This window comes from Aeromonas sp. s4 (assembly GCF_040907855.1).
Taxonomy (GTDB): domain Bacteria; phylum Pseudomonadota; class Gammaproteobacteria; order Enterobacterales; family Aeromonadaceae; genus Aeromonas; species Aeromonas caviae.
Window position 1 is genome coordinate 52,029 of sequence record NZ_JBFOCP010000040.1, and the last position, 16,448, is coordinate 68,476.

Genomic DNA, 16,448 nt, shown 5'->3' on the forward strand with positions numbered 1-16,448 from the left:
GAAATCAGCCGTGCCGTGTACAGGGCAATGCAGTTATCTCATTGGTTCACGCTGGAGACGCATTTTTGTGCATCATGGCTGAAAGCCATATAAAAAGCCCCGAGTGCCGTGGCACTCGGGGCTTTCCTATGAAAAGTGAAAGGTGGTGTCGGCGTTATCAGCGACCCAGCTTGGCCTTGAGCAGGGCAACGATCTCGCCGATGGCCACTTCCTGCTTCTCGCCGGTGCGGCGGCACTTGTACTCCACCACGCCGTTGTCCAGACCACGGTCACCGATGACGATGGCGTGGGGCACACCGATCAGCTCCATGTCGGCGAACATCACACCCGGGCGCTCCTTGCGGTCGTCAAACAGCACGTCCACACCGGCGGCTTTGAGCTCGGCGTAGAACTGTTGCGCCTGCTCGGCCACGCGCTCGGATTTGTGCATGTTCATCGGCACGATGGCCACTTCGAACGGGGCGATGGCATCCGGCCAGATGATGCCGTACTGGTCGTTGTTCTGCTCGATGGCCGCAGCCACCAGACGGGAAACCCCGATACCGTAGCAACCCATCTCCATGGTGACGGACTTGCCGCCTTCGTTCAGCACGCTCGCCTTCATCGCTTCGGAGTACTTGGTACCCAGCTGGAAGATGTGGCCCACTTCGATACCGCGCTTGAGCAGCAGTTTGCCCTGGCCGCACGGGCTCGGGTCGCCTTCTACCACGTTGCGCAGGTCGGCAACCTCAAAAGAGGTGATGTCGCGATCCCAGTTGGCACCGGTCAGGTGGAAACCGGTCTCGTTGGCGCCGCAAACAAAATCGCTCAGATGGGCGGCGCTGCGATCGACGATGATGCGACCGGCAAAGCCGACCGGGCCGATGGAGCCTGCATCGCAACCGGCGGCCGCTTTGATCTGCTCGTCATTGGCGAAGGTCAGCGGGTTAGCCACGCCAGAAAGCTTCTCGGCCTTGATTTCGTTCAGCTCGTGGTCGCCACGCAGTACCAGAGCGATGACGGCCTGTTTTCCGTGCTCGTCTTCCTCGGCCAGTACCAGCAGGGTCTTGGCGATGGCGGTCGGCGCCACGTTCAGGAAAGCGGCCACTTCGTCGATGGTGTGGACGGCCGGGGTGGCCACCTTGGTCAGGGCTTTGGTTGCGGCAGCGCGCTCGCCAGCCGGTGCCAGGGCTTCGGCCATCTCGATGTTGGCGGCGTAATCGGATGTATCGGAGAAGGCGATCAAGTCTTCACCGCTCTCGGCCAGCACCTGGAATTCGTGGGAGCCGGTGCCCCCGATGGAGCCGGTATCGGCCTGCACCGGGCGGAAGTTCAGACCCATGCGAGTGAAGGCGGTGCAGTAGGCCGCATGCATCTTCTCATAGGTATCGACCAGGGAGGCCTTGTCGATGTGGAAGGAGTAGGCATCCTTCATCAGGAATTCGCGGCCACGCATCACGCCGAAACGGGGGCGCACTTCATCGCGGAACTTGGTCTGGATCTGGTACAGATTCAGCGGCAGTTGCTTGTAGCTGTTCACTTCGTAACGGACCAGCGCGGTGATCACCTCTTCGTGGGTCGGACCCAGCACGAAGGGGCGGTTGTGACGGTCGGTCAGGCGGCACAGTTCGGGGCCGTAGTCATCCCAGCGGCCGGACTCCTGCCACAGCTCGGCGGGCTGTACCACCGGCATGGATACTTCGACGGCACCCGCATTGTTCATCTCTTCGCGGACGATGTTTTCAATCTTCTTCAGGACCCGCAGGCCGGTCGGCAGCCAGGCGTACATGCCGGAAGCGAGTTTGCGGATCATCCCGGCGCGCAGCATCAGCTGGTGGCTGACAACTTCAGCGTCGGAGGGGGTTTCCTTGAGAGTGGAAAGCAGATATTGGCTGGTACGCATCGCGGTAGACCTTCGCTAGTTCGGGCGGCTTGGCCCTGGAAAATTTCAAGTGCGGAATTTTAACAGGCGAAGCCCCCCGGCCCAAGGGCTAAATTCAGCGGCGCTGGGGGGAGGGCGGGGCCTTGCCCCGCCCGCACTAGACCCGAAATTGCGACAGCAACTGCTGTTGCTGCTGGCTGGCCTGATGGAGGGAGGAGGCCAGTTGCAGGCACTCCTGGGCTTCCTGTTCGCCCGTCTGGGCCTGCAGGCTGATATCCGAAACCTTGCCCGTGGTGTGCCCCAGGGTGTGGGAGAGCTGGCTGGTCGCCTCTGCCACCTGTTGCACCATGTCGGCGAGCTGATCGATGGCCTCTTCTACCTTGAACAGGATCTGCTTGGTGTTGTCGGAGTCCGCCATACCCGATTCCACGGTTTTCAGGTTGCGTTGCATCATCAGATAAGCCTGCTCTGTCTGCTGCTGGATGCTGTTGATCACGTCCGTTATCTCGGCACTGGAGGTGGCGGTGCGATTGGCCAGGGTGCGCACCTCGTCGGCCACCACGGCAAAACCGCGCCCCATCTCGCCCGCCCGGGCGGCTTCGATGGCGGCATTGAGTGCCAGCAGGTTGGTCTGCTCCGAGATATTGCTGATGGTGGAGATGATCTGGCCAATCTGCCCTGCCTGCTCCTTGAGGGCGTTGATGGCGGTGGCACATTCACCCACCTCCATGACCACCCGCTGCATGCCGGCGGTGGCGGAGGAGACATACTGGCTGCTTTGCGTGGTGAGCTGGCGCACCTCGTTGGCGTTGTGTGCCGCCAGGTTGCAGTTGTCCGAGATGGTGGTGGCCACCTGCACCATCTGCTCGCTGTCGTGGTGCAGCGCCTGGGCATGCGCTGCGGTCTGGCGGCTGCTCTGGCTGATGGCCTGGACCCGGTTGACCGAGGTGTGCACGTGCTGGTTGATGTGCTGGTTGTTGTCCATGGTGGCGCTGATCATCTTCTGCAGCTTCTCGATGAAGCGATCCACGCTGCCGGCCAGGGAGCCAATCTCGTCGTCGCGTGAGAGGTTGATGCGGGCATTGAGATCTCCCTCCCCGGCGGCGATGTCCTGCATGCGCTTGTCGACCTGGAGTAGCGGGCGAACAATGGTGCGTACCAGCCAGAAGCCGCAGCAGGTGACGATCAGCAGGCTGAGCAGCAAGCCCCCCAGGATGAGTCCCCTGGTGTAGTCGATGATGGCGTTGAGCTGGTGAACCTGATCCTCGACGGTGGCGTCCCCCTGGGCCTCGACCTCGACCAGCGCCAGCCTGAGCTGGTCGGCACTGTGTTCGTAACGGGCCAGCTGGTTCTGATAAGCGCTCAGGGCTGTGGTCCATTCACGGATCAGGCGGGCATTGTCGGCTTGCAGGGCACGATACTGGGTGGAGAGCATTTGGCCTGCAAACTCCCCGTCGCCGGGCACATCGAACTGGCCGGTTGCCAGCATGCCGTCAACCGCGTCCTGATAGAAGCGGGTGGCTTGTGCCAGCTCGGCCTGGATGGCAGGAGTAGGGCCTTCGCTCTGCATCTTCTCCAGCGCATAGAGCTGGCGCAGGAATCCGATGTTGGCCTCCATGCCGCCATCGGCCGCCTGCCAGCGGGTCGCGAGGCCGCCGTTCCAGCTGATGGCCTGATCCGGTGAGCGGGTGAGGCTCTCGACGGCCTCGTCACCGATCACCTCCAGCCTGGTCGAGAGGCGTGACATGCGTTCCGAACTGGCACGCAGCGCCTCATCGGCGCTCGTGAAGGTGCGATAGAGGGTCAGCAGCTGTGCCTGCTCTTGCTGATAGGTCTGCTCATGCTGCTTCAGCGTGGTAATGGCCGCCGCATCGATGAGCCCGCCTTGCTCCACCCGGCGCAAAGCGTCGCTGGCCGCCTCTTTTGCCCGTTGCAGCTCCGGTGCGTCGAGGGGGATCCCCGAGAGCATCTTCTGGATATAGAGCGACTGGTTGCCGAGTTCGATGGAGCCCTCCATGGCACCATCTGCCGTCTGCCAGGCGGCACCCAGGACGTAGGAGAGCAGATCAGCCAGCCGCTGGCTGCCATACCAGCCGATCGCCCCCATGCCCAGGGTGCAGCCGAGCAGAATGGTGAGTCCGAGGTTGGATGTGGTGACGATTTTCATGATTCAAGCCTTCCCTGGTGCCGAACAAGACCATTTCAGTGTTCAATCAATGACGAAGATGTGCCATCCCTGATGGAAAATAAAGTGACAGACTGTGTTCTGAACGAGGGAAATGGCTGGGTATGAAGAGCTGGTCATCCCATGATCTGCATGGACCTATGCTGGATACTTATCCAGTTATTCTTTATGCTATGACCCAATTTGCGAGAGTCTGCGTGGCGAGGAAAAGAACATGATCGGTCGCTTGAGAGGCGTCATCATCGAGAAGCAACCCCCCGAGGTGTTGCTGGAAGTCGGAGGGGTGGGATATGAGGTTCATATGCCCATGAGCTGCTTCTATGATCTGCCCGAACTCGGGAAGGAGGCCGTCATTCACACCCACTTCGTGGTGCGTGAAGATGCCCAGCTGCTCTACGGCTTCAACCACAAGCAGGAGCGGGCGCTGTTTCGCGAGCTGATCAAGACCAACGGGGTCGGCCCCAAGCTGGCCCTGGCCATTCTCTCCGGCATGACGGCCACCCAGTTTGTGATGAGCGTCGAGCGCGAGGAGATAAGCTCCCTGGTCAAGTTGCCCGGCGTGGGCAAGAAGACCGCCGAGCGCCTGGTGGTGGAGATGAAAGACCGCCTCAAGGGCTGGGTCAGCCACGATCTCTTCTCCCCGGCCGAAATCACCCTGCCCGCGAAAGAGAGCCCGCTGCGTGCCCCGGATGCGAGCGAGGAGGCGGCCAGTGCACTGGTGGCCCTCGGCTACAAGCCGCAGCAGGCCAGCCAGATCGTCAGCAAGGTAGCCGCCGACGGCATGTCGGTAGAGGAGATCATTCGTGAATCCCTGCGCAGCCTGGTGTGAGGTAGACAATGATTGAAGCGGATCGCCTCATCTCGGCTGGTGCCGCCCGTGAGGACGAGATCATCGATCGGGCCATCCGGCCCAGAAAGCTGGCCGATTACACCGGACAGGATCACGTCTGCGATCAGATGGAGATCTTCATCGAGGCCGCCCGCCAGCGCGGGGAGGCCCTCGATCATCTGCTGATCTTCGGGCCTCCCGGCCTTGGCAAGACCACGCTGGCCAACATCGTCGCCAACGAGATGGGGGTCAACATCAAGACCACCTCGGGCCCCGTGCTGGAGAAGGCTGGCGATCTGGCGGCACTCCTCACCAACCTAGAACCGAACGATGTGCTCTTCATCGACGAGATCCACCGTCTCAGCCCGGTGGTGGAGGAGGTGCTCTATCCGGCCATGGAGGACTACCAGCTCGACATCATGATAGGGGAGGGGCCAGCGGCCCGCTCCATCAAGCTCGATCTCCCTCCCTTCACCCTGATCGGTGCCACCACCCGGGCCGGCTCCCTCACCAGCCCCCTGCGTGACCGGTTTGGCATCGTGCAGCGCCTCGAGTTTTACAACGTCAAGGACCTGACCGACATCGTCTCTCGCAGCGCCCGTTGCCTCGGGCTCGACATGACGGAAGACGGCGCTCTCGAGGTAGCCCGTCGCTCCCGGGGGACGCCGCGCATTGCTAACCGTTTGTTAAGGCGGGTACGGGATTTTGCCCAGGTGAAGTCAGACGGGCGAATTGACGGACCCATTGCGGCCCGAGCCATGGACATGCTGGACGTGGACAATGAAGGCTTCGACTTCATGGATCGCAAGCTATTGTTGGCCGTCATCGACAAGTTTATGGGGGGGCCCGTCGGGCTCGACAACCTGGCCGCCGCCATAGGGGAAGAGAAGGACACCATAGAAGACGTGCTGGAACCTTATCTGATCCAGCAAGGCTATCTGCAACGTACACCCAGAGGGCGGATCGCAACTCAGAGAGCCTACGTACACTTTGGCCTGGAACGACCGGCAGATCAGTAGACGTTGCGATATGAACCAAAAAGCCGCCCTTGAGGCGGCTTTTTGTTTTGCGGGCAAAAAAAAGCCCACGGCACAGGCGGTGGGCAAAGACAATTCAGGATGGATGTTCACAGACAGTGAGAGCGTCTGCAGACCGGTCGGGAAAAAACAGAGGAGCCGTCGCGAGGCTTCAGAGTCGGTTCATTTGATAGAGTTGAACGAAAGAAAGCTTGTAGTAACGGATGGTCTTGGCAACAAACTTTTTCATCATTAATCCCAACAAACAGGTTCGAAATGTTCATCGAATACGTACCGGGAACCCGGAATGACCGGCCTGTATTCAGAGGTATGCCCTCACTGCGAGGCGCATTGTAGGAGCTCTTTCCGGGTGGGGCAAACAAGAAAATCTATGGGCTTTTGATTAGATAAACTAATGATTTTGGTGGGGGTGTCAATCCGCATAAACATGTGTTTTTACTGGGTTTAAATTGATTTTTGGATGAGCCTGGCCATTTATTGAAATAATCGAGATGCGAAGGCTTTATTTCCGGGGTTTCGTATTTGTTTAACAGAATTGAAACTATTTCGGTTGGTCATAAAATTGATTTAAATCAATTATTTATGACTTATCGTTTTTTGTGATGAAGCTCCCATAATTAATGGGGAAAGCCCTATAAGTTACCTTGAAAAAACATGTATTGAGGGTGGTTTTACATTGATTTCAATCAAATAAAGGTGATATAAAACAGCGATCATTATAGGCGGGAATAGAACCCTGGTTATTGTTTATTAGATGTTAAACATTAGCTTTTTTTGTTCCTGTATATTGCCTTGTTGTTAATGTGGTGGCAGTCGAATCCGGTCAGTCCGCGAGGGGTGACCGACCGTTCGGGGACTTCCAATGGAAGCTTTGTCCTTAAAACTTAAAATAGCCGTGCCAATAATCGGTGAGGAAACATCATGATTGCTGAGCATGTGGTAGACCTATCGCGGTTCCAATTTGCTGCGACGGCCCTTTATCACTTCCTGTTTGTACCCTTGACGCTGGGGATGGCCTTCATCCTGGCGATCATGGAGTCTGTCTATGTGATGACCAACAACACAGTGTACCGGGACATGACCAAGTTCTGGGGCAAGTTGTTCGGTATCAACTTTGCCCTCGGGGTTACCACCGGGCTCACCATGGAGTTTCAGTTCGGTACCAACTGGGCTTACTACTCCCACTATGTCGGCGACATCTTCGGGGCCCCGCTGGCCATCGAAGGCTTGATGGCCTTCTTCCTGGAGTCCACCTTCGTCGGTATGTTCTTCTTCGGTTGGGATCGTCTCAGCAAGCGCCAGCACCTGGCGGCTACCTGGCTGATGGCGCTCGGGACCAACCTCTCCGCACTGTGGATCCTGGTCGCCAACGGCTGGATGCAGAACCCGGTGGGTGCCGAGTTCAACTTCGAATCCATGCGCATGGAGATGGTGAGCTTCGCCGACCTGGTGTTCAACCCGGTTGCACAGGTCAAGTTCGTCCACACCGTGGCGGCAGGCTATACCACGGGTGCCATGTTCGTGCTCGGGATCTCCTCCTATTACCTGCTGAAGAATCGTGATGTGGCGTTCGCTCGTCGCTCCTTCGCCATCGCGGCCGCGTTCGGCATGGCCTCCATCCTCTCCGTGCTGGTGCTGGGTGACGAGTCCGGCTACGAGACCGGGGAAGTGCAGAAGGTGAAACTGGCGGCCATCGAGGCCGAGTGGAACACGGAGCCGGCTCCGGCATCCTTCACCCTGTTCGGGATCCCGAATCAGGAGGAGATGCGCACCGACTACGCCATCAAGATCCCCTATGCCCTCGGCATCATCGCCACCCGTTCCCTCGACGGTCAGGTGACTGGTCTCAAGGATCTCAAGAGCGAGCATGAGCTGCGCGTGCGCAACGGCATGACCGCCTACGACCTGCTGACCAAGCTGCAATCCGGTGACAAGTCCGACGATACCCGCGCCCGCTTCGACGAAGTGAAGCAGGATCTGGGCTACGGTCTGCTGCTCAAGCGTTACACCCCCAACGTGACCGACGCCACCGACGAGCAGATCAAGGCCGCCGTGGATGACTCCATCCCGCAGGTACTGCCGCTGTTCTTCGCCTTCCGCATCATGGTCGCCTGCGGCATCCTGATGCTGGTGCTGATCGGTCTGGCTTTCTATGACAGCACCCGCCACAAGATCGGCGAGCGCAAGTGGCTGCTCAAGGCGCTGCTGTACGGCATTCCGCTGCCCTGGATCGCCATCGAGGCGGGCTGGTTTGTCGCTGAATATGGTCGTCAACCCTGGACCATCGCCGAGATGCTGCCGACTTATGTCTCTGCATCCAACATTCCTGCGTCCGAGATCTGGTTCTCTCTGATCGGGATCTTCCTGTTCTACACCGTACTGCTGATCATCGAGATGTACCTGATGTTCAAGTATGCGCGCCTGGGCCCAAGCAGCCTGAAGACGGGCAAGTACCACTTCGAACAGAGCAAGGCATAAGGAGAGTGACCCATGTTTGATTACGAACTGTTGCGTCTGGTCTGGTGGGTGCTGGTCGGCGTGCTGCTGATCGGGTTTGCCATCACCGACGGTTTCGATATGGGGGTGGGCGCCCTGCTCCCCTTCGTCGGCAAGAAGGATGTGGAGCGTCGCGTGATGCTCAACACCATGGGGCCGCACTGGGAAGGCAACCAGGTCTGGCTGGTGACCGCCGGTGGCGCCCTGTTCGCCGCCTGGCCCATGGTCTATGCGGCGGCCTTCTCCGGCTTCTACATCGCCATGATCCTGACCCTGATGGCGCTGTTCTTCCGTCCGGTCGGCTTCAAGTACCGCTCCCTGCAGGAAGATGCCAAGTGGCGCTCCAACTGGGACTGGGCTCTGTTTGCCGGTAGCGCCATTCCCCCTGTCATCTTCGGGGTGGCGTTCGGCAACCTGCTGCAGGGTGTACCGTTCAGCTTCAACCAGTTCCTGATGATGACCTATCACGGCAACTTCTTCGGTCTGCTCAATCCGTTCGGCCTGCTGGCCGGTCTGGTGAGCCTCTTCATGATCATCACCCAGGGTGCAACCTGGCTGATGATGAAGACCGAAGGTGAAGTGCTGGCGCGCTCTCGCACCGCCGCCATGATCTTCTCCCTGCTGACCCTGGTGCTGTTCGCCCTGGCCGGTGTCTGGGTGAGCGGCATGGATGGTTATGTGATTGTGGGCTCCGTCGCCACCGACGCCGTCACCAACCCCCTTCACAAGGAAGTGGTGGTGCAGGCCGGTGCCTGGATGCAGAACTACAACCTTTATCCCTGGATGACTGCCGCACCCGTGCTGGGTCTGGTGATGTGTCTGCTGACCGCCGTGGCGGCCAAGCTGGACAAGGGTTGGGTGGCGTTCCTGTTCTCCTCCCTGGCCATCGCCGGCATCATCCTGACCGCGGGCTTCTCCATGTTCCCGTTCGTGATGCCCTCGAGCCTCGAGCCGTCCCAGAGCCTGACCATGTGGGATTCCACCGCCTCCTTCAACACCCTCAAGGTGATGACGGTAGTCGCAGTCGTCTTCGTGCCGACCGTGCTGGCTTACACCATCTGGACCTACATCAAGATGTTCGGCCGGGTGAGTAACAAGCACATCGAAGACAACCAACAATCGCTCTACTAAGAAGGTGCCCTGATATGTGGTATTTCACCTGGATCCTGGGGCTGCTGCTGGCCTGTGCGTTTGGGATTATCAATGCGCTCTGGCTGGAGCACACCGAGAACCTGGATCGTCAGATTGATGAAGACAAGTGACAGGCTCGCCCGGCTGGCCGCTCCTCTGGAGCGCCAGCCATGGCAAGGTCTGATGCTGCTGGCGGCGGCCCTGCTGGCTGTCGCCATCTTGCAGGCGCCCAACCTGGTCGCGGCCAACACCAGTGAGCACGGCCTCTGGCTTGCGCCCTGGCTGATGTGGGCGGTCTGTTGCGGTGTCATGCATGGACTGGGGTTTCACCCGCGCAGCCTGGTGGGCCGCGTGCTGTTCTTCCCCTGGCTCGCCCTGCCCAGCCTGCTCTGCGGGCTCTGGCTGACCAGCAGCTACTACCTGCCATAAATGATGAAGGAGGTCGGCATGAGCCCACCTCCTTCTTCTTTTTTGAGGGGCGTGCCGCCGCCCGGTCAGAGCGACAGAACCTCGCTTGTCACGCCGCTCGCAGCCACTTCTCTTGTCCGCTTTTCTTGTGATGCTGACAGCCCTGTGGTCTTCGGCCTGTCGGCGCCGCAGCACGCCATAAAAAACAGGGGGAGAGGGGATTTCCCTGTCTCCCCCTGCTTCTTTCCTATTCAGCCCTGCGCTATGATAGCCCCCCATCTGACTGTCGAATGGATCACAGATTTTTATGGGGGAAGTCTCTGAGTTTCCGGTGCGTGTCTACTACGAAGACACGGATGCCGGAGGCATCGTCTACAACGCCAATTATCTCAAGTTTATGGAACGGGCCCGCACCGAATTCCTGCGCGCAGGCGGCATCGAACAGGATGTCCTGCTGCAGGCGGGGATCGCGTTTGTGGTGAGTCGCACCGAAATCGACTTCCGCGCGGCTGCCCGCTTCAATGAACTGCTGACCGTAATGACGCAAGTAACTGAGGTGAAACGCGCTTCCATGCGTTTTTCACAGCAGATCCTGGCGGCTGATGGACGGCTGATCACTCAGGCCATGGTACAGATCGCCTGTGTCAGTCATCCGCAAATGAAACCTGTTGCAATACCTGAAAAAATCAAGGGAGTGCTGTTAAGTGCACGCTGAAATTTCGTTTATTGGCCTGTTCTGGCAAGCCAGTCTGTTGGTGAAACTGGTCATGATGACCCTGATGGGCATGTCGGTCGTCTCCTGGGCGCTGATCATACAGCGCTCCAAGGCCATCAAGGCGGCCAACCTCGCTTCGGAGCAGTTTGAAGACAGATTCTGGTCCGGGGTCGACCTCAATCGTCTCTACCAGGAGTCCTCCTCCCGTCGTGACGACATCGAAGGCATGGAAGACATCTTCTACTCCGGCTTCAAGGAGTATGCCCGCCTGCTCAAGGCCGGTGCCCGCGGTCAGGATGCGGTGATGGACGGTACCTATCGCGCCATGCGCGTCTCCCTGTCCCGAGCAGTGGACGATCTCGAGTCCAACCTGCCGGTCTTGGCGACCATTGGCTCCATCAGCCCCTATATCGGTCTGTTCGGTACCGTCTGGGGGATCATGAACGCCTTTATCGCTCTGGGTCAGGTTCAGCAGGCGACCCTGCAGATGGTGGCACCGGGTATCGCGGAGGCGCTGATCGCCACCGCCATGGGTCTGTTTGCCGCCATCCCGGCCGTTATCTTCTACAACCGCTTCACCAACAAGGTCGAACGGCTGGAAAACGCCTACGCCAACTTCATGGACGAGTTCACCACCATTCTGAATCGCCAAATCGCACAGCAGGGTGAGAAGTAATGCAAACCTATCAGCGGCTCAAACGCAAAAAGGTCGCCGAGATCAACGTGGTGCCCTATATCGACGTCATGCTGGTGTTGCTCATCATCTTCATGGCGGTCACGCCCGTGATCACGCAGGGGGTCAAGGTCGACCTGCCCCAGGCGGAGTCCGAGCAGTTGCCGGAAGACTCCAAGCCGCCTTTCATCGTCAGCGTCAATACCGAGGGTGAGTACGTCATCAAGGCCGGCGAGGCGGATGACGAACCCGTACCGAGCGGCACACCAGAGGCGATGCAGCAGTACATCACCGAGAAGGCCATGGGCTATCTGGCCATCAACCAGAACGCACCCGTGGTGGTCGCCGGTGACAAGTCCGTGCGCTACGAGGAGGTGATCCTGCTGATGGTGGCCCTCAAGAAAGCCGGTGTGCCTCAGGTTGGTCTGATGACGGATCCGGTGAACTGACGGAGATGGATGTGAAGCGTGGTATTTCCGGTTATCTCGTCGCGTCGCTGCTGCTGCATCTGATCATCGGCATCATCCTGTTGGTCGGTGTCGACTTCAGTAAACCCAAGCGCCCCGAGTCCAAGGGACAGATCGTCAATGCGGTCATGATGGACAGCGAAATGCTGGAGCAGCAGATGCAGCAGGTCCAGCAGCAGAAGCAGGCCCAGCCCAAGGCTGCACAGCAGCAGAAGGACAAGGAAGACGCTGAGCGCGTCAAACGCGAGCTGGCACAGGAGCAGGAGCGTCTGCGTATCGCCGAGACCAAGCGCAAGCAGGCCGAAGAGGCGACCCGCAAGGCCGAAGCCGACAAGCAGAAGAAAGAGGCTGAACAGAAGCAGGCGGAAGAGAAGGCCCAGAAAGCCGAGGAAGCCCGCAAGCTGGAAGAGCAGAAGACCAAGAAGGCCGAAGCCGAACGCAAGGCGGCGGAAGAGGCCAAGGCGCTGGCGCTCAAGAAGAAAAAAGAAGAGCTGGAGAAGAAGCAGGCTGAAGAGAAGGCCAAGGCGGAAGAGGCCAAGGCCAAGAAAGCGGAAGCCGAGAAGAAGGCCAAGGCCGAAGCCGAGAAAAAGGCGAAGGCGGAAGCCGAGAAGAAAGCCAAGGCCGAGGCCGAGAAGAAGGCGAAGGAAGAGGCGGACAAGAAGGCAAAAGCTGACGCAGAGAAGAAGGCGAAGGCCGAGGCCGACAGAAAGGCCAAGATTGAGGCGGAGCGCAAGCGCAAGGCGGCCGAAGAGGCCAAGTTGCAAAAAGAGATGGAAGCCATGATGGAGCAGCAGCTGGCCGCCGAGGCCAATGCGCGCAGTCAGGCAGCATCGGCAGCCGCCAAGGGCGAGGTCGACAAGTATGCCGCCCTCATCAAGGCCACGGTCGAGCGCTACATGATTTTGGATCCCACCATGCGGGGCAAAACATGTACTATCGGTGTCAAGTTGGCCAGTAGCGGCTTCGTCATCTCGGTGGACAACGGTCAGGGTGATCCGGCGGTCTGCCGCTCCGGCAAGGCGGCGGTGCTGAAGGCCAACCAGTTGCCGGTGCCGAAGGATCCGGCGGCATTCGAGATGTTGAAGGAGTTTAACCTCAAGTTAGAACCGAGCATCTAAGCGTGATAGAACGGGGTCAATGACCGTGGTTGGCAGCATCTGCTGATAAAGGGATTTCACCTCTCATTTTTTTGGAACAGAGTATTTAAGCCATGATAAGAAAAGTGTTTTTTGCTTTGGTTGGCTGCCTTCTGCTAGGCCAGAGCGCTCAGGCGGCCTTGGACATCGTCATCACCGGCGGTATCGACAGTGCACGCCCCATCGCCATCGCCCCCTTCAAGTGGGAGGGCAATGGCCAGTTGCCGCAGGACATCGCTGAAGTGGTCTCCAACGACCTGATGCGCAGCGGCAAGTTCAAGCCGCTGGCCCGTGGCCAGATGCCGCAGACGCCGAGCACCAGCGGCGAGATCAACTTCGCGCCCTGGGCTTCCCAGGGGGTCGAAGCCGTGGTGGTCGGCTCCATCGCCGCCGTGGGTGATGGCACCTACAAGATCAACTTCGAGCTGGTCGACGTCCTGAAAGGCCAGCTGGCCAAGACCCAGGGCGGTGAAGCGAACGGTTACATCCTGGACAGCCGCATGGCGACCATCCCGGGTGCCCAGATGCGCCAGTTTGCCCACCGCATCTCCGACATCGTCTACGAGCGTCTGACCGGTGAACGTGGTGCCTTCCTGACTCGTCTGGCCTATGTCTCCGTGCAGCAGGGGACCCAGTTCCCGTATCAGCTGCGGATCTCCGACTACGACGGCTACAACGAGAAGACTCTGTTGCGCTCCCGTGAACCCCTGATGTCCCCGGCTTGGTCGCCGGATGGCAGCAAGCTGGCTTACGTGAGCTTTGAGAACCAGAAGTCCGAGATCTATGTGCAGGACATCTACACCCAGCAGCGCAGTCTGATCACCAGCTTCCGTGGCATCAACGGTGCGCCGGAGTGGTCTCCAGATGGTCGTCGTTTGGCTATTGTTCTGTCCAAAGATGGGCAGCCTGACATCTATGTCGTTGATGTTGCTAGCAAGCAACTCACTCGAGTCACAAATAACCGCACCATCGACACCGAACCCTCCTGGATGCCGGACGGTCAAACTTTGCTGTTCACCTCTGAACGTGGTGGCAAACCCCAGATTTATAGCGTAAATTTGGCGACTGGCATGACTCGCCGGATGACCTGGGAAGGGGATTCCAACCAGGGGGCATCCATCACACCGGACGGCAAGTCCATGGTGATGGTGACCCGGGTTCAGGGACAATATCGCATCGCTCGCCAGGATATGGAAAATGGAGCCATGCTGGTACTGACCCAGAGTGCTCTGGATGAATCGCCAAGTGTGGCTCCCAATGGCAGCATGATCATTTATGCCACCATCTATCAGGGTCGTAAGAGTCTCGCATTGGTGTCGACCGACGGTCGCTTCAAGGCAGTGCTTCCGACCAGTAGCGGTGAAATTCGTGCACCAGCTTGGTCGCCCTTCTTGAATTGATAAAAATCGATTGTTTTTTGTTTTGTTATAAAGGTTTAAGGAAATAGCATGCAACTCAATAAACTGCTCAAGGGTCTGGCCATCGCACTGCCACTGTTCACCCTGGCTGCCTGTAGCTCCTCTTCCGACTCCGACGCCGCTGGCGCCGAGTCCGGCATGACCGACGGCATGGGCGGTGTACAAACCGGCGGCGCCAACGGCATGTTGTCCCCGGAAGAGCAGATGCGTCAGAAGTTCGAAGCGCTGCAACGCGACAACGTGATCTACTTCCCGTACGATGGTTACGACATTCAGGGTCAGTACGCCGACCTGCTGGATGCCCACGCCAGCTACCTGCGTGAACGTCCGAGCGTCAAGGTATTGATCGAAGGCCACGCCGACGAGCGCGGTACGCCGGAATACAACATCGCGCTGGGTGAGCGTCGTGCCAAGGCTGTTGCCAAGTATCTGCAAACCCTGGGTGTGCAGGCCGAGCAGCTCTCCATCGTCAGCTATGGCGAAGAGAAGCCGCTGGATCTGTCCCACACCGAGGAAGCCTTTGCCAAGAACCGCCGTGCGGTCCTGGTTTACTAAGGTTTGAGTCGAACGAAGTTCGTTTATATGCAAGCGGCCATTTCGATGGCCGTTTTATTTGCACTAAACGTCAAGGTTTGATCCGAATGAAATCTGTATCAGCGAGCGACTATGCGCTGGCCGTTTTATTTGCACTAAACGCTAAGGTTTGATCCGAATGAAATCTGTGTACAAGCAAGCTGGTGTTGCGCTGGCCGTGTTGGTTGCTTTGAATGCGCAAGCGGCGGCACCCGTGAGCGATCTGAGCGGGGATTCTGGCAGCAGCGGCGTGGTGCTGAGCGGCAACAATGGTGCCATCGTACCGACCGGCAGCCTGGAAGACCGGGTTGCTCTGCTGGAGCGTACCCTCAACGCCCGTCTGCGTCTGCAGGCCGAACTGCAGCAACAGGTCGACTCCCTGCAAGGGGAGGTCTCCGAGCTGCGTGGTCAGCTGGAACAGCAGACCTACCAGATGGAGCAGTCCCAGGAGCGCCAGCGCCAACTCTACCAAGAGCTCGACAAGGTGGCCAACAGCCAGCCTGCCGCCGCGCCCGCAACACCTGCTGCAACGCCTCCTGCCGCGGCAGCCAACTACTCCACCAACCAGGATGAGAACCAGGCCTACGACGCGGCCGTGAACATGGTGCTCAAGGAGAAGAACTACGACAAGGCCATTCCTGCCTTCGAAGGGTTCATCAAGCAGTTCCCGAACTCCAGCTATGTTCCCAATGCCCACTACTGGCTTGGCCAGCTGATGTTCAACAAGGGCGACAGGGCGGGGGCCGCGAGCCAGTTCTCCACGGTGGCGAACAAATACAGCAAGTCACCCAAGCGGGCCGATGCCCTGCTGAAACTCGGCATGCTCGCCCAGCTTGACGGCAAAAAAACAGAGGCCAAGGCCTTCTATGAGCAGGTGATCAAGGGTTACCCCAACACCTCGCCGGCCCAGCTGGCCAAACAGAGTCTGGCCAAGCTGTGACATTGCTGCATGTCACTGTTTTCGTAACACTCTTGTAAAGAACTCTCTGCTTTGTATGCGCAGTGAACAATCAGATTTAATTTAAGATTTTTCTATTGCGCCAGGATGATAAATCCGTAATATAGGCCGCCGTCAGAGCCGGAGCAGTAATGCAGTCGGCACTGGTCGTGGTGAGGGTCGTTAGCTCAGTCGGTAGAGCAGTTGACTTTTAATCAATTGGTCGCTGGTTCGAATCCAGCACGACCCACCATTTCTTCACAGCAGGTGAAGACAATATTCCCAGGTCGTTTAGCTCAGCTGGGAGAGCACCTCCCTTACAAGGAGGGGGTCACTGGTTCGAGCCCAGTAACGACCACCATGTTGTAATGCTGGCCGCCACATGCGGTTGGTGAAAAGTTCAGGATGTGGGTCGTTAGCTCAGTCGGTAGAGCAGTTGACTCTTAATCAATTGGTCGTAGGTTCGAACCCTACACGACCCACCACTCTGAACACAGAATCCCAGGTCGTTTAGCTCAGCTGGGAGAGCACCTCCCTTACAAGGAGGGGGTCACTGGTTCGAGCCCAGTAACGACCACCATG

16 protein-coding genes and 4 tRNA genes are annotated in these 16,448 nt (G+C 58.6%); 18 read left to right on the plus strand and 2 right to left on the minus strand.

The window, feature by feature from the left end; genetic code table 11:
• Positions 1-157: 157 nt before the first annotated feature.
• Together AB5Y89_RS13295 and AB5Y89_RS13300 are read right to left on the minus strand one after the other, a co-directional pair.
• Positions 158-1,882: a proline--tRNA ligase gene (locus tag AB5Y89_RS13295; protein ID WP_319896356.1), complete on the minus strand. Its 1,725-nt coding sequence runs from the start codon at positions 1,880-1,882 to the stop codon at positions 158-160.
• Positions 1,883-2,018: 136 nt separating this feature from the next.
• Positions 2,019-4,028, minus strand: a complete 2,010-nt coding sequence (locus AB5Y89_RS13300) for a methyl-accepting chemotaxis protein (RefSeq protein ID WP_319885393.1) — start codon at positions 4,026-4,028, stop codon at positions 2,019-2,021.
• A gap of 232 nt (positions 4,029-4,260) precedes the next feature.
• Between AB5Y89_RS13300 and ruvA the strand changes: the two genes are divergently transcribed.
• From ruvA to AB5Y89_RS13390, 18 genes are all read left to right on the plus strand, one after another.
• Positions 4,261-4,875 (plus strand): Holliday junction branch migration protein RuvA, encoded by a 615-nt coding sequence (gene ruvA, locus AB5Y89_RS13305; RefSeq protein WP_010672867.1) that lies wholly within the window; start codon positions 4,261-4,263, stop codon positions 4,873-4,875.
• 8 nt (positions 4,876-4,883) lie between these two features.
• Complete coding sequence (gene ruvB, locus AB5Y89_RS13310) at positions 4,884-5,894, plus strand: Holliday junction branch migration DNA helicase RuvB (RefSeq protein ID WP_045523367.1); 1,011 nt, start codon at positions 4,884-4,886, stop codon at positions 5,892-5,894.
• Positions 5,895-5,904: 10 nt separating this feature from the next.
• Entirely contained in the window at positions 5,905-6,147 is a 243-nt protein-coding gene (locus tag AB5Y89_RS13315; RefSeq protein WP_113979080.1) for a hypothetical protein, read from the plus strand.
• Between the two features lie 686 nt (positions 6,148-6,833).
• Positions 6,834-8,390 carry a cytochrome ubiquinol oxidase subunit I gene (locus tag AB5Y89_RS13320; RefSeq protein ID WP_010672869.1) on the plus strand — a complete coding sequence of 519 codons (1,557 nt, stop codon included), beginning with the start codon at positions 6,834-6,836 and terminating at the stop codon, positions 8,388-8,390.
• Positions 8,391-8,402: 12 nt separating this feature from the next.
• Complete coding sequence (cydB, locus tag AB5Y89_RS13325) at positions 8,403-9,539, plus strand: cytochrome d ubiquinol oxidase subunit II (protein WP_368223964.1); 1,137 nt, start codon at positions 8,403-8,405, stop codon at positions 9,537-9,539.
• A gap of 14 nt (positions 9,540-9,553) precedes the next feature.
• Complete coding sequence (cydX, locus tag AB5Y89_RS13330) at positions 9,554-9,670, plus strand: cytochrome bd-I oxidase subunit CydX (RefSeq protein ID WP_005331536.1); 117 nt, start codon at positions 9,554-9,556, stop codon at positions 9,668-9,670.
• Complete coding sequence (locus AB5Y89_RS13335) at positions 9,657-9,968, plus strand: cyd operon YbgE family protein (protein WP_039039483.1); 312 nt, start codon at positions 9,657-9,659, stop codon at positions 9,966-9,968. The genes cydX and AB5Y89_RS13335 overlap by 14 nt, the downstream gene beginning before the upstream one ends.
• A gap of 286 nt (positions 9,969-10,254) precedes the next feature.
• A complete protein-coding gene (gene ybgC, locus AB5Y89_RS13340; protein ID WP_010672872.1) occupies positions 10,255-10,662 on the plus strand; it encodes a tol-pal system-associated acyl-CoA thioesterase in 408 nt (135 codons plus the stop codon).
• Entirely contained in the window at positions 10,652-11,338 is a 687-nt protein-coding gene (gene tolQ / locus AB5Y89_RS13345; RefSeq protein ID WP_010672873.1) for a protein TolQ, read from the plus strand. Before ybgC ends, tolQ begins: the two co-directional genes overlap by 11 nt.
• Positions 11,338-11,784 carry a protein TolR gene (gene tolR / locus AB5Y89_RS13350; protein ID WP_010672874.1) on the plus strand — a complete coding sequence of 149 codons (447 nt, stop codon included), beginning with the start codon at positions 11,338-11,340 and terminating at the stop codon, positions 11,782-11,784. Before tolQ ends, tolR begins: the two co-directional genes overlap by 1 nt.
• A gap of 5 nt (positions 11,785-11,789) precedes the next feature.
• Positions 11,790-12,920, plus strand: a complete 1,131-nt coding sequence (tolA, locus tag AB5Y89_RS13355) for a cell envelope integrity protein TolA (protein ID WP_042014603.1) — start codon at positions 11,790-11,792, stop codon at positions 12,918-12,920.
• A gap of 92 nt (positions 12,921-13,012) precedes the next feature.
• Positions 13,013-14,338, plus strand: coding sequence for a Tol-Pal system beta propeller repeat protein TolB (gene tolB / locus AB5Y89_RS13360; protein ID WP_010672876.1), 1,326 nt, complete (start codon positions 13,013-13,015; stop codon positions 14,336-14,338).
• Positions 14,339-14,386: 48 nt separating this feature from the next.
• Positions 14,387-14,911, plus strand: a complete 525-nt coding sequence (gene pal / locus AB5Y89_RS13365) for a peptidoglycan-associated lipoprotein Pal (protein ID WP_010672877.1) — start codon at positions 14,387-14,389, stop codon at positions 14,909-14,911.
• A gap of 157 nt (positions 14,912-15,068) precedes the next feature.
• Positions 15,069-15,869: a tol-pal system protein YbgF gene (gene ybgF, locus AB5Y89_RS13370; RefSeq protein ID WP_368223965.1), complete on the plus strand. Its 801-nt coding sequence runs from the start codon at positions 15,069-15,071 to the stop codon at positions 15,867-15,869.
• Between the two features lie 174 nt (positions 15,870-16,043).
• A tRNA-Lys gene (locus AB5Y89_RS13375) sits at positions 16,044-16,119 on the plus strand.
• Positions 16,120-16,151: 32 nt separating this feature from the next.
• Positions 16,152-16,227, plus strand: a tRNA-Val gene (locus AB5Y89_RS13380).
• 48 nt (positions 16,228-16,275) lie between these two features.
• A tRNA-Lys gene (locus AB5Y89_RS13385) sits at positions 16,276-16,351 on the plus strand.
• 19 nt (positions 16,352-16,370) lie between these two features.
• A tRNA-Val gene (locus AB5Y89_RS13390) sits at positions 16,371-16,446 on the plus strand.
• Positions 16,447-16,448: the final 2 nt, after the last annotated feature.